The organism is Butyricimonas sp., from assembly GCF_019423355.1.
In the GTDB taxonomy this organism is placed as follows: Bacteria; Bacteroidota; Bacteroidia; order Bacteroidales; family Marinifilaceae; genus Butyricimonas; species Butyricimonas faecihominis.
This window is the reverse complement of record NZ_JAHZBP010000007.1, coordinates 146,132-171,822: the sequence shown is the minus strand read 5'-3', so window position 1 is coordinate 171,822 and position 25,691 is coordinate 146,132. Positions and strand designations below refer to the sequence as shown.

The 25,691-nt window shown below is 44.5% G+C and carries 17 protein-coding genes; 3 read left to right on the top strand and 14 right to left on the bottom strand.

The features are described from left to right. Nucleotides 1-41 precede the first annotated feature (41 nt). The 6 genes from QVC79_RS11375 to QVC79_RS11350 form a co-directional block, all read right to left on the bottom strand. The gene (locus tag QVC79_RS11375; RefSeq protein ID WP_270594557.1) at nucleotides 42-1,196 is read right to left on the bottom strand and encodes a FecR family protein; all 1,155 of its coding nucleotides are present in this window, start codon (nucleotides 1,194-1,196) and stop codon (nucleotides 42-44) included. A 120-nt stretch (nucleotides 1,197-1,316) separates the two neighbouring features. Then, nucleotides 1,317-1,868, bottom strand: a complete 552-nt coding sequence (locus QVC79_RS11370; RefSeq protein ID WP_124316750.1) for an RNA polymerase sigma-70 factor — start codon at nucleotides 1,866-1,868, stop codon at nucleotides 1,317-1,319. A 151-nt stretch (nucleotides 1,869-2,019) separates the two neighbouring features. Continuing rightward, nucleotides 2,020-3,357, bottom strand: coding sequence for a MutS-related protein (locus tag QVC79_RS11365; RefSeq protein WP_270594558.1), 1,338 nt, complete (start codon nucleotides 3,355-3,357; stop codon nucleotides 2,020-2,022). Next, nucleotides 3,354-4,688, bottom strand: coding sequence for a MutS-related protein (locus QVC79_RS11360; protein ID WP_124316748.1), 1,335 nt, complete (start codon nucleotides 4,686-4,688; stop codon nucleotides 3,354-3,356). The genes QVC79_RS11365 and QVC79_RS11360 overlap by 4 nt, the downstream gene beginning before the upstream one ends. Before the next feature lie 162 nt (nucleotides 4,689-4,850). Further along, nucleotides 4,851-7,154, bottom strand: a complete 2,304-nt coding sequence (locus QVC79_RS11355; protein ID WP_270594560.1) for a Gldg family protein — start codon at nucleotides 7,152-7,154, stop codon at nucleotides 4,851-4,853. A gap of 12 nt (nucleotides 7,155-7,166) precedes the next feature. Then, nucleotides 7,167-8,093 (bottom strand): ABC transporter ATP-binding protein, encoded by a 927-nt coding sequence (locus QVC79_RS11350; protein WP_087419776.1) that lies wholly within the window; start codon nucleotides 8,091-8,093, stop codon nucleotides 7,167-7,169. A gap of 463 nt (nucleotides 8,094-8,556) precedes the next feature. Here QVC79_RS11350 and QVC79_RS11345 point away from each other — a divergent pair, with 463 nt between their 5' ends. After that, on the top strand, nucleotides 8,557-9,816 hold the full coding sequence (locus tag QVC79_RS11345) for a M23 family metallopeptidase (RefSeq protein WP_270594561.1): 1,260 nt from the start codon (nucleotides 8,557-8,559) through the stop codon (nucleotides 9,814-9,816). Nucleotides 9,817-9,949: 133 nt separating this feature from the next. Here QVC79_RS11345 and QVC79_RS11340 read toward each other — a convergent pair whose 3' ends face one another. Next, a complete protein-coding gene (locus QVC79_RS11340; protein ID WP_270594562.1) occupies nucleotides 9,950-12,076 on the bottom strand; it encodes a toxin-antitoxin system YwqK family antitoxin in 2,127 nt (708 codons plus the stop codon). Between the two features lie 169 nt (nucleotides 12,077-12,245). Here QVC79_RS11340 and QVC79_RS11335 point away from each other — a divergent pair, with 169 nt between their 5' ends. Both QVC79_RS11335 and QVC79_RS11330 read left to right on the top strand, forming a co-directional pair. Next, complete coding sequence (locus tag QVC79_RS11335; protein WP_124317073.1) at nucleotides 12,246-12,785, top strand: chromate transporter; 540 nt, start codon at nucleotides 12,246-12,248, stop codon at nucleotides 12,783-12,785. Nucleotides 12,786-12,847: 62 nt separating this feature from the next. Beyond that, nucleotides 12,848-13,384: a chromate transporter gene (locus QVC79_RS11330; protein WP_027200879.1), complete on the top strand. Its 537-nt coding sequence runs from the start codon at nucleotides 12,848-12,850 to the stop codon at nucleotides 13,382-13,384. Nucleotides 13,385-13,657: 273 nt separating this feature from the next. Here the strand turns inward: QVC79_RS11330 and trxA are convergent, their stop codons facing one another. The 7 genes from trxA to purN all read right to left on the bottom strand — a co-directional run bounded on the left by trxA (nucleotide 13,658) and on the right by purN (nucleotide 25,614). Then, entirely contained in the window at nucleotides 13,658-13,972 is a 315-nt protein-coding gene (trxA, locus tag QVC79_RS11325; protein ID WP_027200880.1) for a thioredoxin, read from the bottom strand. An 87-nt stretch (nucleotides 13,973-14,059) separates the two neighbouring features. Further along, the gene (gene dnaE, locus QVC79_RS11320) at nucleotides 14,060-17,725 is read right to left on the bottom strand and encodes a DNA polymerase III subunit alpha (protein WP_124317071.1); all 3,666 of its coding nucleotides are present in this window, start codon (nucleotides 17,723-17,725) and stop codon (nucleotides 14,060-14,062) included. A 96-nt stretch (nucleotides 17,726-17,821) separates the two neighbouring features. Next, nucleotides 17,822-19,054, bottom strand: coding sequence for an acyloxyacyl hydrolase (locus QVC79_RS11315; protein ID WP_270594563.1), 1,233 nt, complete (start codon nucleotides 19,052-19,054; stop codon nucleotides 17,822-17,824). A 122-nt stretch (nucleotides 19,055-19,176) separates the two neighbouring features. Continuing rightward, nucleotides 19,177-19,770, bottom strand: a complete 594-nt coding sequence (locus QVC79_RS11310; RefSeq protein WP_151411720.1) for a hypothetical protein — start codon at nucleotides 19,768-19,770, stop codon at nucleotides 19,177-19,179. Between the two features lie 108 nt (nucleotides 19,771-19,878). Beyond that, nucleotides 19,879-21,288: an MFS transporter gene (locus tag QVC79_RS11305; RefSeq protein WP_270594566.1), complete on the bottom strand. Its 1,410-nt coding sequence runs from the start codon at nucleotides 21,286-21,288 to the stop codon at nucleotides 19,879-19,881. Between the two features lie 445 nt (nucleotides 21,289-21,733). Continuing rightward, the gene (locus QVC79_RS11300; protein WP_270594567.1) at nucleotides 21,734-24,958 is read right to left on the bottom strand and encodes a S41 family peptidase; all 3,225 of its coding nucleotides are present in this window, start codon (nucleotides 24,956-24,958) and stop codon (nucleotides 21,734-21,736) included. A gap of 83 nt (nucleotides 24,959-25,041) precedes the next feature. Beyond that, complete coding sequence (purN, locus tag QVC79_RS11295; protein WP_270594568.1) at nucleotides 25,042-25,614, bottom strand: phosphoribosylglycinamide formyltransferase; 573 nt, start codon at nucleotides 25,612-25,614, stop codon at nucleotides 25,042-25,044. Between the last annotated feature and the right edge of the window lie 77 nt (nucleotides 25,615-25,691).

Below are 25,691 nucleotides of genomic sequence, written 5' to 3'. Positions count from 1 at the left end.
AAGACTTACAAGGGGGTGATATTTGCGGTATCACTCTCTTTTTATTTTAGTATTACATTATTTCCATTCACGCTAAATGATACTTTTTTAATCTTCTCCATCAACTCGAATATCTCTGAAACCTCCTTATATTTCATAATATCCATCGTGAAACGTAGCTCTTTCAATTCCGGAGACGAATAGAAAACATTAAAATCATACCAACGCTGTAATTCATCCATAATATCCTCTAAGCGAGCATTCACGAATACCACCCGTCCCGATTTCCAAGCCACGAACTCATCCACGTTCACCTCCCGAACCTCAATTTTCCCCGTATTATCCACTGTAGCTTGCTCGCCGGGAATAATTCGGTGTACATCATGATCACTCTTTACCTCGACGGAACCTTTCACCAGCGTGGTCAGCAACTCATCTTCCTCCGAATAAACTCTCACCCCGAACTCCGTACCCAACACTGCTATATCCGCCTTGTTTGTTCTTACAACAAACTTCCGCTCCGCCTCGTGTTTCACGCTGAAATACGCCTCCCCCGTCAACCAAACCAACCTCTCGCCTTTCCCAAAATGTACCGGAATTCTCAACTCGGACTCCGAATTCAAATAAACAGTTGTTCCATCCTCCAAACGCACAATATACTCCCCACCCCGAGGTATCTGAATCACGTTATAACTATTATCAGCAACGACTGGATGATTACTTTTCATAAAATTCAACGTGTCCTTCATATTAACCAACGTCGCCAACCCATCATTCACACATACGATTGTATCCCCGAAAAGAGACAACTGTTCCCCGCTCGATAGAGTTACCACCGCCTTCGAACCTCCTATCTTGATTTCCTGATTAGCCAAAGGCAAATCTGCTCCCCCACGCTCTGACATGTACCACATAATACCTCCCACCAACAAAGGCAAAGCCAACATAGCGGCAATCCGTAGCACGAACATACGGATCTTGCGACTTCTCTTACCAACAGTCCTTCCCTCCAACCTCTTCCAGCTCTCCTCTCTCAATTCCCGGTTACGATCACTGATCGCACCTTTCAGATACCTCTCCGAATGCAAGCGTTCAAAGAAAATACGATTACCTTCAGATACATTCAGCCACTCGTCCAACCGTCGCTGTTCGTCATCCGTAATCTCTTTGAAAAGAGCCTTAATTATTAAATTCTCAATCTCCTTGTTTATCATCATTCTCTCTTCCTTGACAATCAATAAATGATCATTTCTTACTATCACTTTTACTAAGAACTCCAAAAAGTAAAAATGGTAGTACTCTGAAAAGAACTTTTTTTCAAAAAAGATTTATGATGATTAAATCCCCAAGTACATCATAAAGCACAACAGCCCCTTCAATCGCTCTCGCAGATAGTTATTCGCATTCGTCTTGTGTTTTTTAATCGTAGTGATAGCGATGTGCAATTCTTCCGCAATCTCCTTGTGACTCTTGCCTTCCAGACTCTTCATATAAACATTCCTACAAGCATCCGGGAGTTCCTCGAAAATATCATTTATCAAAGCGTATATCTCGGCCTCAATCATCTGGTGTACAAACGATTCCTCTGTCTCTTCCACCTCGAAACCCTCCATACGTTTCTCTTTCCTTTGGGTATCCCGAACATAAGTCAGGCAATGATTCCGGACAACCCGGTACAGATAAGTCTTCAATTGCATCTCGTTCTCGAACCGATCTCCCTTCTCCCACAATTTGACAAAAATATCCTGCAATAGATCACAAGCCACCTCTTCATCCTTCACGTAACGCATAGCGAAATACTTCAAAGCGGTAAAATACTCTTCGTACACCTCTTTAAACTTCTTTCTCTCTGATAAACAAATCAAACCAACCTCAATTTCATTCAACATCGATCTTGCATTACGTTTTGACGAACACAAATATAATCACATTAAAAGTAAAAAAGCGAATAGAAATCAATTTATAATTGCGAACAAAAAAATATCCCGGAAACCATTACGATTTCCGGGATCAATATATTATTCTGAAATCTTTACCAGACTAAGAGGCAACCTCTCCTTTAATAATCTCGATAATCTTCTCGTTATTAATAATAATCATACCATGCTTATCACTCGTGATACCTTGCTCCAGCTTATACGTGTACGTTGGTAACTTACCTTTCATCACGGTCGGAAGATACTCGAACGTCACGTTATTACAACGTTTCCCGAGTTCCTGTCCTACCTCAATGATATGAGTAGAAACCATGAACGCACAGTTCTTTCTCTCCGCAATCGCCTCCGTAACAGCTAAAGTGGCATCAAAAGCATCTTTCACGTTCGTACCCTTGAACAACTCGTCGAAAATCACGATCAAGCGTTTGTCACGACTCACCTCAATAGCAACCTTCTTCACGCGAAGAACCTCCGCATAGAAGTGACTGTAACCCAAGTTAATATTATCCGGCACGTTAATAGACGTGTACATACCATCCTGAATCCGAAACTGCATGGAAGTTGCCGCCACGGGGAATCCCATGTGAGCTAGGTACACCGCGATACCGAACGACTTCATCAACGTGGACTTTCCGGCCATGTTAGCTCCTGTCAAGAAGAACACGTTCTTCGTGGCAGTCACCTCCAAATCATTCGAGATCGCCCCATCAATACGAGGATGGTGCAAACCCTTCATCGCAACCAAGATCTCCCCGTCATCAGCCGCCTCCGCGAAGCAGAATTTCTTCTCTCGGGCCACGCTACCAACCACCACGTTCACGTCAATCTCCTGTAACAACTCTATTACCTCCTTGAAGTTCTTGTGAGAAATACACCGCAAATTCCTGTCAAAACAAATCATATCCATCAAACCGGGATTCTCCCGACGAGAATTCTCCAATAACTTCGCCACCCGGCTATCGCTCAACAAAGCTTTCCCGCGTTCCGCGATCTTTTGGAAAGGATTACCGGCCACGTCACGTCCCAACTCGTCAAAATAAGTCCGAGCCTTTCGGAAAAATTCAATCGACGTCACAATACGATCCCGGATAATCCCGAATTCCGGATCATGGCTGATGTAAAACATAGCTTTTGCCCGCATAATTTGCAGCATATTCATAAAAGCACGCTTTCCACTAGCCCCGGCAATATATTGTTCCACAACATCAAACTCGTCCTTCCCGAAAGGAAAACCAAAATCATGATCTCTAAAATAACGGAACACGGCAGAACGCTCGTTGATTGACTTCGCATCTGTCAACGGATGCAGGAACATATCCTCCATCTTTCGTTCACCTCCCCGGGTGATCGTCCCGACATACAAACTGTAAACGGAATTATTCTTGTATTTCCCCAGAAGATTCAGATCATCTAGGGTCTGTTTATCTGTCTCAAAACTCATGCTTCTCCATTTTTAATGATTTCAATAATATGTTCGTTATTCACGATCATCATACCATGACGATCATCCGTGATACCGGGAGCCAGCGTGTAAGTATAAACAGGCTTACTTCCCTCCATCTTGGTCGGCAAATAAACGAAATTAATATTATCACACCTTTCCTTCAGTACCTCTCCCGCCTCTATAATATGAGTCGAAATGATAAACGTGCAATTCCGGATTCCGGCAAAAGCCTCCGTCACCGCAACCGTCGCGTCGTAAGCATCTTTCACGTTCGTACCGCGGAACAACTCGTCAAACACCACAATCAAATGCTGGGTTTGTCTAACCTGTTGTGCCACCTTCTTCACCCGCAAAACCTCGGCATAAAAATGGCTATATCCCATACTTAAGTTATCCGGCAGGTTAATCGTCGTGAACATCCCGTTTTGAACGGAAAATTCCATTTCCTTCGCGGGGACGGGAAATCCCACGTGAGCAAGGAAAACCGTGATACCAAAACTCTTCATGAAAGTCGATTTCCCGGCCATGTTCGCTCCCGTCAAGAAAATCACGTTACTATTCTCGTCCACCGTGATCGTGTTACCGACAGGATTCGTAAGGAAAGGATGGAATACACCTTTCATAACCAACGTGTTCTTGTCATTCGGGTGAGCTTTCGCGAAAACAAAACCACGTTCTTTCGCCACGTTGGCCACCGCCATGTAAACATCCAGCAAATAAACGTAATACAAAATCTTCATCAGCTTATCCCGTTCCTCGAAACGCAACACCCGGTCGTAAACCACCGCCTGCTCGTAACCCAGTTTCTTCTTTCCCTTCTCGGAAACATACCAGGACCACTTCTCGTTACCCAGTAACCCCCGTAAACTAGCCGTCAACTCCGCTATGGTCTTGTTACCAGCATCCGCCTTGGAATTCTTCAAGAAGGCATCCAGCGTGTTCAACAACTCTATACAACAAACAATCCCGTTGTGGATTTGGGTATACTCTGTATCAGTCCCAACGAGATTCTTGAATTTCCGTCCTAACGTGTTATCCTGCGTCATCAGCTGTGTACGCCTGTCCGTGTTACCCAAATAGAATTCCATCGTGTCAAAAATCTCACCACGGAACGGGAATTCTGCCTCAATATCACGATAATAACGTATCACATCACTCCTCTCGTTAATCTGGTCTGCATCCGAAAGGGGATATAAAAACATCTCTTCAAGAATTTTCGCACCACCCCGCGTACGGGTTCGGTTGAAAATATCATAAACAGACTTCGTTCGGTTATTCCCGAAAATAGCCAGATCATCCAACGTCTGTTTGTCTATTTTAAAGCTCATCCTGTATGAATTAAAAATTGAAATTGAAAATTAAAAATGTACATCCTTACAAATATACATATTTTAATTCTCTTAACTCCCTAAATTATAGAATCTTTTTTAATACCATTACAATTTATGATCGGGTGATTTCTAATTACCCGATCATAAACTCAGCATCTTTTATCTTCCTTTTCTACGAATCCACAAGAAGATACCTATTCCCGCTAGCAATAGAGGCAATATGATCATAAACGACCATTTAATCACCTTACTTCCGGTTTTTTCCACATACACTTTATCATCCGGCAGGGCAGGACGTCTTACGTCAATAGGCACTTCGTTATCCGACATCCAGAAGAAACTTCCGGTAATTAACGAGAAGTTTGCCGTCCGAACGCCCGGAACTCTTCGTCCGAATTCCCCGTTACTAATGCAATCCGCATCACCGGTCAAAATAATTTTCTGTTCCTTATTACCCACTTTTCTGGACAACGCAACCACGGTATTGTAGATCTTCTCAACCTCCCCGATAGCCGGGTTCAGACGCACGGTATCATCAATAAAATCTGTCGTTTCCAATTCATTCCAAACACCGATCGTGTCAGTTTTGAACATATTCGTCACCGTGTAACCCTTATCGGCAATTTGCTCCAATCCGGCGGTACTAGGTGTCGTGATAACCATACGACGACTACGCATTGCCCCAAAATCATAAGCAATACTATCAGCCTCTTTCGTCGGGTAGGAAAGAATCACGTCAGCTTGCAGGTTCGTGTCTCTCTTAACCAGCACTCCTGTTGTCATCTCGTAACCGAACTTGGCAAACAAATTATTCATCACGTCTCTACGTTTCGGCTCTCCCAAGATGAATAAATTACCCCCCCGGTCAATATACTGTTGTAAATTAGCCTCCTGCTCCGGGGTAAACCACTCGCGCATATCAGAAATCACGATAATATTAATATCCTCAGGCACTTGCTGATCCATCGTAACTTTTGCAACATCAAACCCTTGATTCTCCAAAGCATAACGGAAACCCTTATCATTAGCAAACGCACTATAATCACGGTCTTTACCACCTGAATAACTACGTTCTCCATGGCCTTCCACGAATCCAACCTTCGGGAGATCCATCACCATCCGTTTGAAAGCGGCTGAAATCTCTTTTTCACTCGGGAAACGTTGCATATCATTGTATATTCTCAACCATGCTTTTTCACCATTGTCTCGAACGATCTGACGCACGAACGTGTTATTTTCTCCCGACAAATCTATAATTTTTCGAATCTCCTCCGGTGCCATAAACTTGTTGGAATCCAAACCGTAGATCTTACAAACCTCCACCATCTTCTCGCGAAGTGTTGCGTTCGGGAATCTTCTGTCCAGCATGGGATTCGCCGTGGTATCATAATAATACACGTATTTCAACTTCATGTCCGGTTTGAAACGTAAATATTGCTCGAAACGCTCCATATCCGGTTTCAGAAAATAAGGAGCAGCATACCAAGATGCACCCGGATCAAGAGCATTAATGTAAGTAGTTATTGTCATACCACCATCCAACTTCGCCACGATATCCTGACTATTCGGGGTCAACGTGTTCATTTTCGTTGATGTCGCATCATGGTAAAGTTTCATCTGCGGAAGTGCAGACAAATATCCCAAGAAACAAGCCAAGAAAATAACACCGATATTTCTTCCCAAAGTGATCACGAACCGAATTTTCTGACGAACCGAGTTCAAGCGAATAATTGTCAACGCCAAGAAAAGACATACCACGATAACAAAATAAAGGACATCTTCACTACAAATCAAACCGGCTATAAACTTACCGCTTCGACCCGGCATAGACAACCAATAAGTCACGTCACGAATAAAATCGTAATCCTGCCACCATCCTCCAATCATGCTCAATACCATCAACACGGCAAACGTACCGATAGCTGCCACGATCTGGTAAGAAGTCAAACTGGACATGAAAATACCGATAGCCGCATAAGCACAGATCAACAGGTATAATCCCAACAACCCGGTTAAAACCATGGATAATTCAAAATCCTTAACGATAGCCCAGCTACAAAGGGTAATCAAGAATAAAATACCAATCATGATAAGACCGTAAATCATCATGGAGAAGAATTTTCCCACGATAATCTGGGTATTCGTAATCGGAGAAGAATACAACAAACGAATAGACCCGCTACTCAACTCCTTACTTACCAAACTCATGGTCAACAGAGGAATATAAAAATACAGGTAATTCTGCATCGTGGTGAAAACACCTCCCCATCTATTGGCAAAAATACTGATCGTGGAACCTTGAATATCATATCCCATTTCTTGGGCACTCACAAGCCCGGCCAACTGGTCGGCAAAAAGCATTCCCGATTGTACCCCAAATACGACTAAAATTAGCCATGCCACAGGAGAATAGAACAACATCTGCAATTCCGTCCTCGCTATATTATATATCATTTTAAACATAACCCGATTTTTTTAATGTGCTTTCTTAGATAATTCTGCGAATATATTATCGAGGGAACTCTTCTCCACCCGAACCTCAGACAAACGCCAATCGTTAGCAGCGCTTAATTTCACGATCTGGTCAATAACCTCCTGTGCTTCTGTGAAACGAATACGGAAATTCCGGTTTCCTAACTCTTCCACACCAAGAACTCCCTCGATCTTTGCCAACTCGTCGGCAACGGGGGGATCTATCATTGAAACATAGAGAGAATTCGGGATAATATAATTATCAAATTCATCCACCGTTCCCATAAACACGAGCTTACCTTCCTCGATCATCAAGATATGATCACAAACGGCCTGAACCTCAGTCAAAATATGGGTGGAAAGAATCACCGTACGATCCTTGGCAATATCCCGGATCAAATGACGGATCTCCATGATCTGGTTCGGGTCCAACCCGTTTGTCGGTTCATCAAAGATAACCAGATCAGGTTTATGAACGATAGCCTGTGCGATACCAACCCGCTGTTGATAACCACCGGATAGATTCTTGATCAAACGTTTACGGAAATGAGTAATACCACACTTTGCCAGCACCTCATCCACCGCCGGAATAATATCCTTATCGGCCACCCAACGTAATCTTGCACAGTGAATCAAATATTCTTCCACTGTCAAATCACCATACAAAGGCGGCTTCTGCGGTAAAAAACCGATGTGGCGTTTCGCATCAACCGGTCTCTTACGGGCATCGATACCCTTGATAAAAACCTGCCCTTCGGTTTGTTTGATAACTCCACTAATAATATTCATCGTGGTTGACTTTCCGGCCCCGTTAGACCCTAGCAACCCGTATATCCCCCTCCGGGGGATTTCGAAACTAATGTCTCTTACCGCCCACTGGATGCTGTAACGATGTGACAAATGTTCGACTTTTACAATTGGCTCTTCCATAAACTTGTTATTAAAATTAATATTATCTACAACAACAGGTATAAACTTTATAAAAAGACGTTCCAAAAACAATTTAGTGTTATTCAAAAATCAACTTTATGAAATTTTTAAGATATTCAAATTCATTAACAAGTTGTTTTACATCAAATTACATTAATCACCATTTTGCATTTTCAGAAGAAAATAACATTCTCAACTTTTACATCATCACTTCAAAAACAAATACACACCAAAAAATCAGGAACATTTTTTTATATTGTGTTTTGTCAAAAATAGTAAAATACTAATAGGAGTAATATTAAAAAAATGACTTTAACTTTTTATTAATAACAACATTAAGAATCTTTTCACACATTGCAAATCATGTGGATAAAAAAACATTCCTTCCTTATTGCAGTTTCAAGAGGAATCCCCTAACTTGCATCCCGGATTTTGAGTGAACATTAGGAATCAAACGGAAAAGATGAAAAAAACGAAATGGATTTGGATTTGGGCAGCCATAGGGCTCGTGTTAGGTATTATTATTTTTTGGCCCAGCAACAGAGGAAACAAAGAGGCAATATTAGAGGCTAGTGCGGTAGAGGAAGTTGTTGACACGACCGAACAACAACAAATTCATTACAAATACGGTATCCCCGATGAAAACTTTATTATAGAAGAAGGTACCGTGGGAAAAAATGAGAATCTCTCTCTAATCCTTTCCAAATACAAGGTATCACCAGCCAAAATCCATGAAATCTCCCAACGCTGCAAGGATGTCTTTGACGTACGAAGTATCAGAAGAGGTCAAAACTACACTCTTTTCTTGGCACAAGACAGCCTTCGCACCCCGGAATTTTTCATTTACGAAAAAAATGCCTTAGAATACGTTGTCATAGATTTCAAGGAAACTGCGGATGTTTACGTGGGCAAAAAAGACATCGTGACCAAAGAGAAAACAGCTAATATAATTATAAACTCCAATCTATGGAATGCCATGGTTGATGCCCAAGCAGACCCCATGCTCGCTGTCACGCTATCCGATATCTACGCGTGGAGCATCGATTTTTACGGCATTGCCAAAGGTGATTCAGTGCGTGTCCTTTACGAACAATCATACGTGGAAGATAAACCCCTGCAAGACTTTAACGTGAAAGCCGCCATTTTCACCAATTCCGGCAAAGACTTCTATGCCATTCCTTTTGAACAAAACGAAAAACTGGCCTATTTTGATGAAGAAGGAAATAGCTTACAAAAAACCTTTTTAAAAGCCCCCTTAAAATATTCCCGTATTTCTTCCGGTTTCTCCAATAACCGCTTCCACCCGGTACTGAAAAGATACAGGGCGCATCATGGCGTGGACTATGCAGCCCCAACAGGGACGGAAGTACACACCATCGGGGACGGCGTTGTCGTGAAAAAAGCCTATCAAGCTAACGGTGGAGGAAACTACGTAACCATCAAACACAACAGCGTGTACACCACAACCTATATGCACCTTTCCAAATTTGCTAAAGGGATCCAACCGGGCAAACGGGTAAAACAAGGTGATGTCATCGGCTATGTCGGTAGTACAGGACTGGCAACAGGCCCTCATTTGGATTTCCGGGTATATAAAAATGGAACTCCCATCAACCCGTTAAAAATGAGTTCACCCCCAAAAGAACCGATCTCACCGGAAAATATGCCTCGTTTCATTCAAACAAGAGACTCGCTTGTGAAGATCTTAAAACAAACCCTATAATTCTAGATTTTAAATTTTAGATTTTAAATTGAGGAACTCACTAAATTTATGATTCCATAGTTCAGTGACCTCTCCTACGATTTCTTAACCACGAAATCATTAAATTTTTCAATCTAAAATTTAAAATCTAAAATTAATAAAGTTTTTCCCCCGTTACTTTATAATACCGCCATTTTCCGGTCTGTCGCCCGTTCTTGTAACGTCCTTCACAAAACAAATGCCCGGTATTATAATAAAACTTTGCCGTGCCGTGTCGTAATCCTTTCCGATATGCGATCTCCGTACGAAGCGTCCCGTCCGGGAAAAACTCCTTATATCCCGCGATCAGCCCGTTTTTATAAGTCACTTGAGCCAACAAATCCCCGTTCTCGTAAAAAAACGGAGCAATCCCGTCTATCTTTCCGTCGCCATACGGGAATTGTCCGAGCAACTTTCCCGCAACATTAAACACGCACCACACGCCATCCGGCTCTCCATCCTTCAGTGCCCCTTTAAAAATGGCCTGTTCCGACTTGTACTCGTAATACTCTTGATTACTCACCGCAATACTATCGGGAATCACGGGATAATAAAAACCTGCCTCGATCTTGTTTATCTGATTCTCAAACTGACGATTCAACTCTCGCATCTTGTACTCTTCGGGAGCCTTATCATTATAATTTGCTATAATTTGAGTCTCAAAAATTCCTCCCTCCTTAGATAACGAGAAACCGATCGTTTCAAAACTCAGAAATGCCCCTCTGTTCTTCTCCAGACTTTCTTGGGAGCCCGCCTTGAAAGAATCATATAAATACTCGTACGTATTGGGTGTCTGCACGTAACCGAACACGTTCTTCCGACTTCCCAACTGCCCTTTTAAACGCATATGTTTCTCGTCATTCTCCAATGTGTTTCCCAGCACGTACTCTTTAATCATCTCGGCAAGTGTGGCAGGAGAATTACTAAAAACGACATAATCACCCAAAAATGTATAATAAGGGCGTTCAAACCGTTCGAACATCCCCCCGAAGAAAAGCTGGAAAAAACCTTTTAACCGGAAATAATGAATCGTGTGCCCGTTAAACTCCATCGCCCTCTCCCGGATAGGAGTCCTCCATTGAATCTGTTCGGCCAGATAAGCCATTTGATCCTTGGCCAGATGAATCTCTTTTGCCCGTATCGCCAGCACGATATAATCCGCCTTCTGATCGTTCTCCAAACGGGGTTTGATAATTGCCACCTCCCCACCAATCCAAGATGTAAACACCTCCAGCACGTCCATATTCAGAAATTTATTCAACCGATCCAGTGATTTCTTCATTTCCGTGTAAGATTGCAGGCTATTCACCTTGTAATTCTCCAACAGCAAATTTTCCGCATCCTTGAAAGAAGGAAAACAAAAAGAAACATAAGCTGCCGTATTTTCACCTGCGATCGTCTCTAGGTTAGAAGAACCTCCTTCCAAGAAACTAACTACATCCAACAAAGAATACTTATTAGGATCGGGCCTCGTTTCCCCAACAAAACGAAGAGATTTATCATTCAACTGCATCATCAAACGGGTATTTTTCAACAATGAAAATTCATCTGCCACCGCCGATGCCTCCATGACCGAAGTAACCCATTTTCCCAACTGCCGATGATCAAGATCAAGCATTATATCCCCCGAAACCACCACTTCCTGCACCTCCTTGTTCGTCTTACACCGAGCCAGAGAACGAGCCATCAGAGCATGAGACGATGAACCGATCAGCAGATTATCCTTAATCGTGAAAAAGAATCGCCAGTCAGCCCAGCGAATCTCCCGGATCTCCCCGTTCGGGTCCTTGATCGTCTTTATTTTTATCTCGTCATCCTGCACCAATTTCAGCAGTAACGTTTCAAACACCTGAATCACATTCAATTTCCCCAAATCACAAACGTACAGGAAATCGTATTTGTTCAACCCCACCTGATGACATGAAATTGTTACCGGACGATCAGTTAATATCCTTTTTAATTTAGGATAGGTATTCGCCAAGGAATCCACGTATTGCAAATTCGAATGATACTCTTCGAAATAGGGATAATTTTTCAACGATTTCCAGATAAAATTCCGGTGCAACCGTTCATGCACGCTATTTACAGACACAATATTCACCTTAAAGACCGCATCCACGGGTACCGCCTGCAAAGTATCAAACCTCCCCATCTTTCGGAAAATCCCGAACCACACGATCAGGCCGACTACCACAAACAGGCCCAAAACAACAATTATCTTTCTTTTCGTACTTTTTTTCATACATGAATCATCAAGTTCGTATATTCTTCACCAGAGTCTGTACAAAGGCTTGAACTCTCATTCCAAAAATCAACAAGGTTTTAACGCATCTGCACTGTTTTCAACACTACAATATTAAGAATTTTAATCGGGAAATCGTATCTTTGCCACTGATATATAACGCAAAATTATGGCTTCATACTGGCAAATATTTATCTCGTTTTTCAAGATCGGTTCTTTCACGCTAGGAGGTGGTTACGCGATGATACCACTCATCCAACAAGAAGTCGTGGATAAAAAAGGTTGGCTAAAAGAGAGCGAATTCGTGGAGATGATGGCAATAGCCCAATCCGCCCCCGGACCGATTGCACTGAACACGGCCATTTTCGTGGGTTACAAGGCACGAGGAATTAAAGGGGTCATTTTTTCCAGCCTCGGAACCATCCTCCCCTCTTTCATCGTAATCCTGTTAATCGCCATCATTTTCACGGATTTCAAAAACAACCCCGGAGTAGAACGAGTATTCAAAGGCATCCGCCCGGCAGTCGTGGCCCTCATCGCCGCTCCTTTATACAAAATGGGTAAATCAGCAGGTGTTACCCGTAAAACCATCATTTTCCCGGTCGTTGCCGCCCTCCTCGTCTGGTTACTCAACCTCTCGCCCATATATATCATCATCGCCGCCATCCTAGGTGGCTTGCTCTACGGCAAGATCACCCACAAACTCTAAAAATGTCATGAAACAAAGTCCGTTCTCCATTTTCAATTTTCAATTCTCAATTTTCAATTAATATGTCAGAACTTGATCTCTATATCAGCCTCTTCATCACCTTCTTCAAAATCGGTCTATTCGGTTTCGGGGGCGGTTACGCCATGCTCTCGTTGATACAACATGACGTCGTGGAAACCCACAACTGGATCAGCGTGGCCGACTTCACGGACATCGTGGCCATTTCGCAAAGCACGCCCGGCCCCATCGCCTTCAACACCGCCACCTACATCGGCTACACGGCAACAGGCAGCATCTGGGGATCAGCCATCTGCACGATAGCCGTCAGTCTTCCCTCCCTGATCATCATGATCACGATCTCCAAGTTCTTTTTCATGTTCCGGGACAACAAATACGTGGAAATGGCCATGCAAGGTTTAAAAATCACTGTTTTAGGACTTATCGGGGCAGCAGCGTTGTTATTGATGAACAAACAAAACTTCGTGGACTACAAAAGCTATATAATCTTCGCCATAGCCTTCATCGCCACCTTCAAATTCAAAATGGACCCGATACTCATGATCATAGCGGCAGGAGTGGCCGGGTATCTTCTTTATTAGAAGCTATCCCAAAAGTCATTTTATTTCAAAAAACTCCTCCGTCTGCTTCGCAGCCACCTCCTCTATAAACAGAGGAGGAGCTGGTGTCTCTCCCAGAATATAGGGAGTATTTCAGCTCTCCCTCTGTTCATAGAGGGAGTACCCCGAAGGGGGGAGGGAGTTTGAAAAATGACTTTTGGACATTCCCGTTACGAGCTACAAGTTAAGCTTACGGCTTTGCAAATTACAAGTGGAAATACAAACAAAAAAACCGCCGATCGGCGGTTTAATATTTTAAAGCAGTGCATTGATTTTAGAAACCAAAGTCGTCTTAGGTACTGCACCTACTTGTTTGTCAGCAACCTCGCCATTCTTAAAGAAAAGAATTGTCGGGATGTTACGAATACCATACTTAGCAGCAGCAGAACCTTCATCCACGTTCACTTTAGCAACCACTAACTTACCTTCGAACTCTTTAGAGATCTCTTCCACGATGGGTAACATCATTTTACATGGTCCACACCATTCTGCCCAGAAATCTACAAGAACAGGAACTTCTGCTTTTAGCACAACTTCCTCGAAATTTGAATCATTAACTGCAATAGCCATACTTCTATCTTTAAAGTTTATAATAATATTCATGCTAAAAGCGTTGGATTAAGTTCCGCCATGATCCAACGCTTTGACATGGCGAAATTAATTAATTTTCATTTTAATAGCATCATTATTTTCAAAATATTCATATAATTCTCTCGAACGCCCTATCTTACAGGTTCTTGAAAACATCTTTACCCGGTGTCCCGTCCCGTCATACAAAATAAAATTCAACGGGAGATCACCCTTCTCGTTCACGAACTGGTTATGTATCTCCAACACAAGCTCGTGTGTCAGCTTTTCCACGTCCACCTGCAACGTGATCGAGCGAATCAGGTTCTCGCTGATAACGCTCAGCAAATCCATGCTCTGCACGTTAAAAGTCAGCTCTCCGGCCCCGCCCCACTTCTTTTCCTGCACTCTACCCTTGATGTAGATGGACGTCTCCAGAATAAAATAATTCCGGAACTTGATATAGTCCTCCCCGAAGAAAGGTAACTCGTAAGAACCCGTGAAATCCTCGATTGTCAAAATACCAAAATCATTCCCTTTCTTCGTCTTCCCCTCTCGCATGGCAACAATAATTCCCGCAATCGTCACGTCCCGGTCTTTGTAAGAACTCAAATCACTGCTCAGACTCTCCAAAGGAGTACAAATCGCCTTGATCTCTAACTTATACGAATCCAACGGGTGAGAAGTTAGGTATATACCGATCAATTCCTTCTCTTTACGCGCCTTCTCCACATCCGTCCAAGGTTCACACAAAGGAATGGTAGGCTTTTTCACGTCATATTCATCCATCCCCCCAAACAGCGTCGCCTGCATCATCAAACTATCCTGTTGCTTTTTCTGCCCGTAATTCACCAGATTTTCAAGAAATGTCGTGTGACCGTCAGGCATATAGAAATACTGCGCCCGATCCAACCCGAAACTATCCAACCCTCCCGCGGTAATCAGATTTTCCAACGTCTTCTTGTTCACCGTCTTGTAATCCAATCGCTCGAAGAAATCGAAAAGATCCTTGTACCCCCCGTTAGCATTTCGTTCCCGGATAATCGAATGTACGGCAGCCTCGCCAACCCCCTTGATTCCGGCCATCCCGAAACGAATATCTCCCTTGTGGTTCACCGTGAAATCATCATCCGACTCGTTCACATCCGGAGCCAGCACGCTCAACCCCATTCGCTTACACTCGTCCATGAAAACCGTAACCTTCTCAATCTGTGACAAGTTACAACTCAAGTTGGCCGCCATAAACTCGGCAGGATAATGAGCTTTCAAAAATCCCGTCTGGTAAGCAATATAAGCGTAGCAAACCGAATGCGATTTGTTGAACGCGTACGATGCAAATGCCTCCCAGTCTCCCCAAATCTTATCAACCAACGGGTTGACCTCCTTCCCCATCTCCTTGCATCCCTTCACGAACTCCTCGTTTTTATTACACCCCTCGATGAACTGCGTCTTCAACTGGTTCATCGTGTCAATCTGTTTCTTACCCATTGCCTTACGAAGAGTATCCGACATACCCCGGGTAAAATTACCCAATGCACGGGACTGTAACATCACCTGCTCTTGGTAAACGGTAATACCATACGTGTCCTTCAAGTAAGGCTCCATCATCGGGTGATCGTACTCGATAGGAGCCTCCCCGTGCTTACGCTTGATAAAATCCGGGATATACTCCATAGGCCCGGGACGATACAAGGCATTCATGGCCACCAAATCCTCAAAACGGTTCGGCTTCAACGCCCTCAAATGCTTTTTCATTCCCGGCGACTCAAACTGGAACAGACCGGTAGTCTCCCCTCTTGAAAACAATTCGAATGTCTCTTTATCCTCCAACGAAATCGCATCCACGTCCAGTGTCTCGTGGCGGGATTTCTTTATATTATCCAAACAGGTTTTTATAATCGAAAGCGTTCTCAATCCCAGAAAGTCCATCTTGATCAACCCGATCGGCTCCACGAAGTGACCGTCATATTGAGTCGTCATCAAACTTTCCCCTTCCGTCGGCATAATCGGGATATGTTCCGTCAACGGGTCACGACTGATCAAGATACCACAAGCGTGTACCCCCGTCTGCCGCACGGAACCTTCCAAAATTTCCGCCAAATGAAGCGTTTTTGCTACCAGCGGGTTCGAGGACTCCCGTTCTTTTTCCAAATCAGGATTCTCCTTGTAAGCCTTCTTCAACGTGATTTTCGGGGTTTCCGGCACCATCTTGGCCAACCGGTTTGCCTCCGACAAATCCAACTTCAACACCCGCGCCACGTCCTTAATCGCCATCTTGGCAGCCATACTACCGAAAGTCACGATGTGCGACACCTTATCCGCCCCGTATTTCTGTGTAACCCACTCCAACACCCGCTGACGCCCGTCATCATCAAAGTCAACGTCAATATCCGGTAGCGAGATACGATCGGGATTCAAAAAACGCTCGAACAGCAAATCATACTTCACCGGATCAATATTCGTGATACCCAGACTATACGCCACGGCACTTCCCGCGGCAGAACCACGCCCCGGTCCCACGATCACCCCCATATCACGAGCCGCCTGAATAAAATCCTGCACGATCAAGAAGTACCCCGGGAAACCCATCGTCTTCATGATATGCAACTCGAAAATCAAACGTTCCATAATATCCGGTGGAATATTCTCACCATATCGCCGCACGGCTCCCTTCATCGCCAACTCCTTCAAATAATCTGCCTCCAACTTAATACGGTAAAGTCGATCATATCCCCCCAACTTCTTCACTTTCTTTTGAGCATCCTCCTCGCTCATAACGACCTCACCTTTCTCATTACGGGTAAACTCGTTGAACAAATCCTCTTCCGTGTATTTCTTCCGGTACTCTTCCTCCGTACCGATCTCCGGCGGGATCGGGAAAACCGGCATCAACGGGTCGGAATCCAGTTTATAATCTTCAACTTTATCAACAATCTCCTGTGTATTCTCGATTACCTGTGGAATATCCTTGAACAACTCTTCCATCTCCGCCGTCGTCTTGAACCACTCCTGCCGCGTGTAGCGCATCCGGTTAGGATCATCCAAATCCTTACGAGTATTCAGACAGATCAACAGGTCATGCGCTTCGGCATCTTCCGCGTTCAGGAAATGCACGTCGTTCGTGGCAATCACCTTGATCCCCAACTTCTCTCCCATACGCAGAATCTCCGTGTTACACCTCACCTGATTATCGTAAACCTCCGCTCTCTCCTTGGCCGATTCTGCCGGATGCCTCATCACCTCCAAGTAATAATCCTCCCCCACCAGATTCTTGTACCACAAGGCAGCCGCCTCCGCCCCCTCGATATCCCCGGCCATAATCTTCTGGCAAATCTCACCTCCCAAACAAGCCGACGAAATAATCAACCCCTCGTGATGCTTCTCCAACAAAGCCTTATCAATACGCGGACGATAATAATACCCATCCACGAACGCCGCCGAGCAAAGCTTGATCAAATTCAAATACCCTTTCAAATTCTTGGCCAGAATAATCAAATGTTCTCCCGAACGGTCCACCGGCTTCTCCTTATTATACAAAGACACCCGGGCCACGTAGGCCTCCACCCCCAAAATAGGTTTTATCCCCTTTTTGCGACAAGTATCGTAGAATAATTTTATCCCGAACATATTCCCGTGATCCGTCAACGAGATTGCCTTCATCCCGTCGGCAATCGCCTTCTCCACCAAACCGGGCACACTCGCCGCCCCGTCGAGAATAGAATACTGAGAATGTACATGAAAATGCGTAAATGCCATATATACACTTAATTAAATATTAACACACCCCTAAAAGGCATATCACAAATTTAGCCAAAAATCCCGACACTACCACCCCGTATCATACAAACAATTCTAAAAAGCAGTATATTTCCCGTTAAACCGGAAACCAATCCCCAGCATCAAGAAGTTAGGTTCGTTAAAATTCTGAAGACGATACCCCACGTGCAAAAACACGGCACGGGACAAGGCTATTTTCAACGTCAACAGTTGGTAGAACATATTCAGATCATTCTTCCCGATCACGTTCGCCCCGATCCCAACTCCGACGACAAAAAAGGGCATCACGTACTCCGCCCGCCCGGAAAGCCCTAGGGCAAACTGATCCCCTAGAGGAGGACGAACAATGTCTGACTTATCCACACTCCCGTACACATCCCCATCCGTGTATAAATTAGCTCCCCCGTCAAACGTCCCATCCAGAGACACGCCTAACCGGAGTTTATAATTCAAATTATACATCGGGGTAAAATTAAACCCGAACACGGGGTAAGCCTCCGGGGAAGGGGAAAATCCGTCGGAAGTCTTCACCAGCCGATCGTGCCAAGAGCCGAAGAAAACAAAATCGTACGTGAAATGCCGTCGAAAAGGTTGTGTGATCAAAGCTACTTTCCTCTCCAACGACTTCAAATCATCCTTCCGGTAGAAATTACACTCTAACCCGATATTTCCCCCGATCGTGTTCAACCCGGCATTAGGAATCTTCGTGTTCCCGTTGGAAAAATGCGATACCGTCAACCCCGAAAGCAGGCTAAGCCTCGGGGACAACCTCCAGCGCAAATAAAAATTAGCATTAATATAAGCGTTCACCTTCGAACCGATCATCGTATTGTACGAATTATAATACGAGTCATACGGTTTCCATCCCGCGGACAAACCAAAATTCCACTCGTAATGCAAAGACAACCAAGGAGCCAAACTAGAGATACGAGCCCCTTGAAACAAATAAAACGCAACCGGATTTCCCAACTGCCGGGATTCCCCAAAATTATAAAACCCGAGCCCTATCCCTTGATAAACATCTCCATAGATACGCTCGTCAACACTCCCCGGGCGATAACGGAACAAATATTTCAAGTGAGTGGAAAAAGCTCCCCGGATAATCCTCCCCTCGGCATTCGCCCCCTTCAGAAAAGAACTTGTCGGGAAAATATACTCCGGACGTCCCTCCACCCGCAAACCATGCACGAACTTACGTGGTGACACGTTCACCAGACTATCGTTCCCCTGTCCTGCTACGCGCAACACACTCCCGACGAATATAACTCCTAGAAAAACAATCGTTTTCCATGTCCTTTCTATACCCATAGATCTAATTAAGCATTCTTATTCAATCACGCAAAATTAGACAAAAATCCTAGCTTTCATATAGATTTCCTAGAAACTATAACGAAACTCTCGCCTTGCTCCCATTTTCAAAAATCATAAATTCACAAGGTATATATATCGTACATGACAGCCGAACTATCCGTTTTTGGAATAATCATATATATTTTATCAAAATACCATTCCAAGTTAAAAGATCCCCAAACCCGAACGTATATCTTAAATCCTTTATCCTTGGCTTTCCTCTCCGCCATTCGTTTCACTTCCCGTTCATAAAAAGCAATTACCTCGTCACGTGTCGTCAAGGTCAGTTCTCTAATTTCCTCGGATGACAATTCCTTTTTCGGACTCAATTTCCAACGCCGCACAAGAAACATATCCGGTTCGCCAAGATCAAACATATCTTCATTTGAAGGGTCCTCTACAATCGCAATTTCCTCCTTCGTCAAGAAACGTTGCCACCATTCAACACCTTCTCCCGTTCTCATTTGCAAAGAATCCGTCAAATCATAAAGCAAGTACAACGTGTCCCCTCGTTGTAAAAACGGATCTCCCGAAGTCCGTGCATCTCGCTTTTTCTCCTCGAACGTGTAACCCAACGTCCCCCTGCTCGACTTAACTTGCGCCTCTACAGAAAAAAAGAGAACCAAATAAAAAACAACAAATAGACTCGAAAATAGAATATCTCTCGATTTCATAAATTTGTTATTAGTTACACGCTGAAAACGCCATTACACAAATTTACGGAATTAATCAACAACTGTATTTTCTAAATAAACAATCTTATGTAGAAACCTCTTTTTAAATCATACTGTCTTCTTCTTTTTCGTCGTCATCAGCATCTCCGGTTCCGGCAAGGAAACCCGGGTAAAACTCACGATAGCAGCAAGCGTGGCAAACCCTCCAGCAAAATAGAGGGAAGCATACGTCCCGTCCACCGGAAAAACAACAAACATTAATGCCACCAACGAAGCGCCCGTAGTCTGTCCGGTCAAACGGGCCATACCCAGCATACCGCTAGCCCCGCCACTCCTGTTCTGTGGCGCGGAAGAAATTAATATACTATTATTCGGCGTCTGGAATAACCCGAACCCGAATCCACACATAGCCATAAACAAAGCAATCCCAGCGTTGGAAACCTGATCCGCGAAGACAGCTAATAAAAATAATCCCGCGGAAAATATCGACAATCCCACACCACCCAACAACCCGGCATGAACCCGTTCGATCAACCTCCCGGCCAAAGGAGCCGCGATCATCGTCGCCAACGGCCAAGGGGTCAGCAACAATCCCGTCGCCACCTCATCCAGTCCCAACGTGTGCTGCAAAAAGAAAGGCAAAGAAACCATGGCCAGCATCTGTGCCACGAAAGAACACACGGACGTCCCGACAGACAACGAAAAAATCGGTATCTTCAACAAATCGACAGGCAACAGGGGATATTCCTGCGACAACTGGCGGCGCACGAAAAAGTAACCAACCAACAGAACCACCCCAATCCCCGGGAGTAGCACGGACAAACTCACCCCGTGAGTGAATCCCTCGATCGAGAAAATCAATAACCCGAATGTAAAAGCGTTCATCAACCCGCTTATCCAATCAAACTTCCGCCCACTTCTTTTTACCGGATTCACGGGCAAAAAACGGAAAGATAAAATCAAAGCCACGATAACAATGGGAACATTTATCGCGAACAACCACTGCCAAGAGGCGACAGACAAAATTCCTGCCGCAATCGTCGGCCCCCCTGCCGCCGACACGGCAACCACTAGCGCATTGATGCCCATTCCCCGCCCCAAATGTCGTTTGGGATAAATAATCCGGATCAAAGAAGTATTCACGCTTGCCAGAGCAGCCGCACCAAAACCTTGAAATACACGGGCTATCGTCAACGTCAGCAAAGAATTGGAAAGCGCGCAAGCTAATGAAGTCACGCTAAATATGAGCAATCCCCCGATATATACCCGTCGATAGCCCAAAATATCACCCAACGAAGACAAGGACAGCAAGGAAACCACGATCGCCAACTGGTAGGCATTCACGATCCAGATCGACATGGACGGCGTCGCCTGCAAATCCTCCGCAATAGACGGTAACGCCACGTTGGCAATCGTGCCGTCCAACACGGAAACCGTAATTCCCATGGCAATGGCAAGAATCGCCCAGTATCGTTTCGGGATAGGCAACCCGTCCCACTCTACCTCTTTCGTTCTCATTTTCCCAGTCCAATTTTATCGTGCAAAAATACGAAATATAAAATTCCCATTTCACCCAGCGTACGAAAATTTTAAAAACTACCTTATCGGTTGTCTGTCGGTATAGTAATGGTAAACAAACTGATAATCATACATATTTTATGATCACATCTTGAAATCTAGCGGATCACTATCGTGTAAAGCGCTATTAAAACGCTATTAAATCCCTATTAAAACGCTATATATAATAGCGTTCTATTAGAATTTTAATAGGATGTTCAAACTAGTTTATCTGGTAGTGATCTAGAAGTGATCATGAAACATTCATTTTATATTCACACACAAGGCATTAACAAGGATTTATTCAAGGTTAATCCCCCTTGTTAAATCACAAAAACACACTAAAAAAAGAAGAGTGCCTGGCATCACAGCCAAACACTCTCTATATTCTCACGTATGATCGGTACTATTTCTTCTTTGCCGCTTTATTCGGGAAAGCGGGAATAGATGGAATCTCCTTCTTCTCGGTCTTTAACTTCTCCAGAATCACTTGAATCGCTCTATTTAACTGTTGATCCTCACCATTATACTCTAAATAAGGATCGTTTTCAATATCAACGTGAGGAGTAACTCCCGTTCCCTCGATAATAAACTCGCTGCCATCTGCCGCGAACGGCGCGTATGACGGAGTCACGATGGAACCGCCATCAACCACCCGGATCGAACCGCTATATCCAACAACACCGCCCCACGTGCGACGACCTATAATCGTTCCCAAATGATTATACTTGAATCGATACGGGAAAAGATCCCCGTCAGAGGCGGAATACTCGTTTACCAGCAACACCTTCGGCCCCAAGAACGTACCAACCGGGCTTACCGACCCGGAAGTTTGGTTCGTGTGCATCGTGTAGAAAGTCGGCGTACGCATCAAACGTTCGGTAATCATCGGGGACACGTTTCCCCCACCATTTCCCCGATCATCAATGATCAAGGCTTTCTTATTCAACTGCGGGTAATAATGTTTCACGAACTCGTTCAAACCGTCAACCCCCATATCCGGGATATGAATATACCCGACCTCTCCGTTCGTGGCCTCGTTTACCTTACGGATATTATTCTGTACCCAATTATAATAATACAATTTCGATTCGTCAGCCAACGGAACAACCAACACGTTACGGGCCTCCTTCTCGGTCGGGGTCGTGTTCACGGTCAATTCAACCGTCTTACCAGCCATATCGATCAACTCGGAGAACAGGTTATCTACCTCTTTCAACGATTTCCCGTTAATGGCCAGAATATAGTCACCCGCTTTCACCTCCACGCCCGGCATGGTCAAAGGCGAGCGGGTGGAGGCATCCCAGTTGGCTCCCTCGATCACCTCGGTCACTTTAAAATAACCGGATTTATCTTTCACGAATTTAGCACCCAGCAACCCCATATCAATTCTCTCGGGCATCGGAACCCGCCCGTTAATCGAGTAAGCATGTCCGACACTCAATTCCGCGATCATCTCCCCGATAATATAAGTCAAGTCCGTACGATGATTCACGTAAGGCACCAGCACTTTATATTTCTCGTACACATGATCCCAGTCCACGCCGTGCATATTCTTGGCATAGAAGAAATCACGCATCTGCCGCCAGCTCTCGTTATAGATCTGCATCCATTCTTGATGGTAGTCAATCACCCGTTTCACCCCTTTCGTGGGAACGGGAGAAGTCACGTTAGCGGAAAGCACCGGAAGGTCCTCCACTTGGAACGCGGAACCCGAAGAAACGATAGCCTTTTTGTAACCGGGAGAAAACTCTATGTCCCCACCCGTGTCGGTTTCTTTCTTCCCGTTCAGATCATAAATCAGCGTGCGGCCTCCCCGGTTATAATATACCCGGTTCCCCAGCATATGCACGTTACCATAGTAATTCGATGCCAACACGGGCAATTCGACAAGACGACTTTCCAAATTCGTGAAATCATACACGACACCTTTGTCTTCACTCTCTTTCTTCTTATCCTTTTCTTTCACGGTTGTCTCCACCCGGACAACATCATTTTTAGGGGCGAACAATACCGGGGCATCTTTCGCCAAAGGCAGTATGTACACCTTATTCATATCATTATACACGTGATTCCATTCCGTCCGTCCATACGTCGGGGAGAATGTGCGGGCAGAAACAAACACAAGGTATTTCCCGTCCTCGCTGAAATTCGGTGAACTGGAACCGAACCACCCGTCGGTAACTTGGTGTTTCTCGCCACTTTCAACATGATACACGATGATGTTATCCATCGTCGTTTCCGGACGAACGTAAGTGACATATTTGCTATCGGGAGACCAGTTGTAGGACGTCATGGAACGGATACCCGATTTTTCCACGATCTTCCGGTTCCCGCTTTCCACGTCAGATATATTCAACGTGTTTCCTTTTTCGCTCCAGAGAATTTTCTTGGAATCCGGGGACCATTTATAATTGAAGATATAACTTTTCAGATTCTTGATCAGTTTCCGTTCCTTTCCCGTCGCCACGTCCCGGAGATAAATATTGAATTCCCCGTCCTTGTCGGAAACGTAACTGATGTATTTCCCGTCCGGTGACCACCCCACCTGCATATCGTTAGCATCGGAAGAATTGGTTAAATTATAGGTAATACCCTCTTTCACGGGCAAAGAGAAAATATCCCCACGGGCAGCCACAACCACCCTCTCCCCACCGGGAGCAACCGCGATACTCGAAATCTGGCCGCTTACATCAGTCAAGGTCGGACGAGAATAAACCTGATCGTTATCAATGTTTATCGTGATCTTGGATTCCTTACCACTCTGCAAATCGTACCCGTAAATATACCCTCCTTGCTCGTACACGATTAGCTTGTCACCTATCGCGGGAAATTTTATATCGTATTCTTTGTAAGAAGTCAATTGTTTATCCTCTTTCGTGTTCACGTCGTAGGCGTAAAGATTCATGATGTCACCCCGGTCAGATATATAATATATAGTATTCCCGTCCGGTGACCACATCGGGAACACGTCCTGCCGCACGTTGTCGGTAATCCGCTCGGATTTCTTCGTGTTGAAATCAAACACCCGGATGTCATCTGCCATACCACCTTGATAACGTTTCCACGCCCGGAATTCCCGGAAAATATAATTGTAAGCTAATTTCTTGCCATCCGGAGAATAAGAGGCAAAGCCGCCATTCTTTAAAGGTACTTCCTCGGACATCCCTCCCTCCACCGGGACCGTGAACAGTTGCCCGGTAAAATCGTTAAAAGTATATCTCCGGGAACGATAAAGAATCCGTTTACTATCCGGGGTCCAACCGATCACCACATTGTTCGGCCCCATGCGATCCCCTAGATCATCCCGTTTCAGCGTGGCCGTGTAAGTCAAGCGACGAGGTTCGCCCCCCTCCACGGGGATGACAAATACTTCCGTGTTACCATCATATTGCCCGGTGAAGGCGATATATTTTCCATCCGGGGAAATACGAGGAAACATCTCGTACCCCACGTGCGAGGTCAACCGACGGGCCGTTCCTCCCCCGGCCGAAACCAAATAAAGATCCCCGGCATACGAGAATACCAACTTGTCCCCCACGCTATGCGGGAACCTTAATAACCTTGCCTCCCCGGCCTGCACCCACAAACCGGCTAACAACACGCCTAGTAAAAGAATAAACCTCCTCATAAAAATTGAAAATTGAAAATGAAAACATGGCCTCACACACCCGGAATCATCAAGTTTCCTATAAATCTAAAATTGAGAAAAAATCACTCGATTTTTTCTAGGACTTCCTTGATCACACGAGGAAAATGCTCGTATTCCAAGGCATGGACTTTCGTTGCCAGCATCTCTGGTGTGTCGCCCGGGACGATTTCACATTTAGCCTGAAAAATAGTTGTCCCCTCGTCATAATGATTATTCACGTAATGAATCGTGATACCGCTTTCTCTTTCCCCGGCAGCGATCACCGCCTCGTGTACTTTCATGCCGTACATACCCTTGCCCCCGTAAGAGGGTAACAGGGCCGGATGGATGTTAATTACCCGATTTTCATAGGCCTCAATAATGGCATCCGGCACCTTCCAGAGAAAACCCGCCAACACGATCAGATCAATATCCAATCGTTTCAATTCATTCAAAACCAAGTCAGAATGAGAGAACTCTTCCCGCCCGAAAACAAATGTCGGTACGTTTAAACGTTTCGCCCGTTCCAAAACATAGGCATCGGGTTTGTTACAAAACACGATTTTCACGACATTTTCGGTGTCATTTTTAAAATAATTAATGATATTTTCAGCGTTAGAACCTGAACCAGAGGCAAATATTGCTATTTTTTTCATCCTGTAATCTATTAAAAATCAAACGCATAAAGATAAGAAAACTTTATTCATGCCAAAAAATTTTCTAGGAAAAATAA

What these genes read in the sequence shown, in the direction of transcription:
- QVC79_RS11375 (WP_270594557.1), bottom strand. Translation starts at nt 1,196, where the DNA reads ATGATGATAAACAAGGAGATTGAGAATTTAATAATTAAGGCTCTTTTC.
- QVC79_RS11370 (WP_124316750.1), bottom strand. Translation starts at nt 1,868, where the DNA reads ATGTTGAATGAAATTGAGGTTGGTTTGATTTGTTTATCAGAGAGAAAG.
- QVC79_RS11365 (WP_270594558.1), bottom strand. Translation starts at nt 3,357, where the DNA reads ATGAGTTTTGAGACAGATAAACAGACCCTAGATGATCTGAATCTTCTG.
- QVC79_RS11360 (WP_124316748.1), bottom strand. Translation starts at nt 4,688, where the DNA reads ATGAGCTTTAAAATAGACAAACAGACGTTGGATGATCTGGCTATTTTC.
- QVC79_RS11355 (WP_270594560.1), bottom strand. Translation starts at nt 7,154, where the DNA reads ATGTTTAAAATGATATATAATATAGCGAGGACGGAATTGCAGATGTTG.
- QVC79_RS11350 (WP_087419776.1), bottom strand. Translation starts at nt 8,093, where the DNA reads ATGGAAGAGCCAATTGTAAAAGTCGAACATTTGTCACATCGTTACAGC.
- QVC79_RS11345 (WP_270594561.1), top strand. Translation starts at nt 8,557, where the DNA reads ATGAAAAAAACGAAATGGATTTGGATTTGGGCAGCCATAGGGCTCGTG.
- QVC79_RS11340 (WP_270594562.1), bottom strand. Translation starts at nt 12,076, where the DNA reads ATGAAAAAAAGTACGAAAAGAAAGATAATTGTTGTTTTGGGCCTGTTT.
- QVC79_RS11335 (WP_124317073.1), top strand. Translation starts at nt 12,246, where the DNA reads ATGGCTTCATACTGGCAAATATTTATCTCGTTTTTCAAGATCGGTTCT.
- QVC79_RS11330 (WP_027200879.1), top strand. Translation starts at nt 12,848, where the DNA reads ATGTCAGAACTTGATCTCTATATCAGCCTCTTCATCACCTTCTTCAAA.
- trxA (WP_027200880.1), bottom strand. Translation starts at nt 13,972, where the DNA reads ATGGCTATTGCAGTTAATGATTCAAATTTCGAGGAAGTTGTGCTAAAA.
- dnaE (WP_124317071.1), bottom strand. Translation starts at nt 17,725, where the DNA reads ATGGCATTTACGCATTTTCATGTACATTCTCAGTATTCTATTCTCGAC.
- QVC79_RS11315 (WP_270594563.1), bottom strand. Translation starts at nt 19,054, where the DNA reads ATGGGTATAGAAAGGACATGGAAAACGATTGTTTTTCTAGGAGTTATA.
- QVC79_RS11310 (WP_151411720.1), bottom strand. Translation starts at nt 19,770, where the DNA reads ATGAAATCGAGAGATATTCTATTTTCGAGTCTATTTGTTGTTTTTTAT.
- QVC79_RS11305 (WP_270594566.1), bottom strand. Translation starts at nt 21,288, where the DNA reads ATGAGAACGAAAGAGGTAGAGTGGGACGGGTTGCCTATCCCGAAACGA.
- QVC79_RS11300 (WP_270594567.1), bottom strand. Translation starts at nt 24,958, where the DNA reads ATGAGGAGGTTTATTCTTTTACTAGGCGTGTTGTTAGCCGGTTTGTGG.
- purN (WP_270594568.1), bottom strand. Translation starts at nt 25,614, where the DNA reads ATGAAAAAAATAGCAATATTTGCCTCTGGTTCAGGTTCTAACGCTGAA.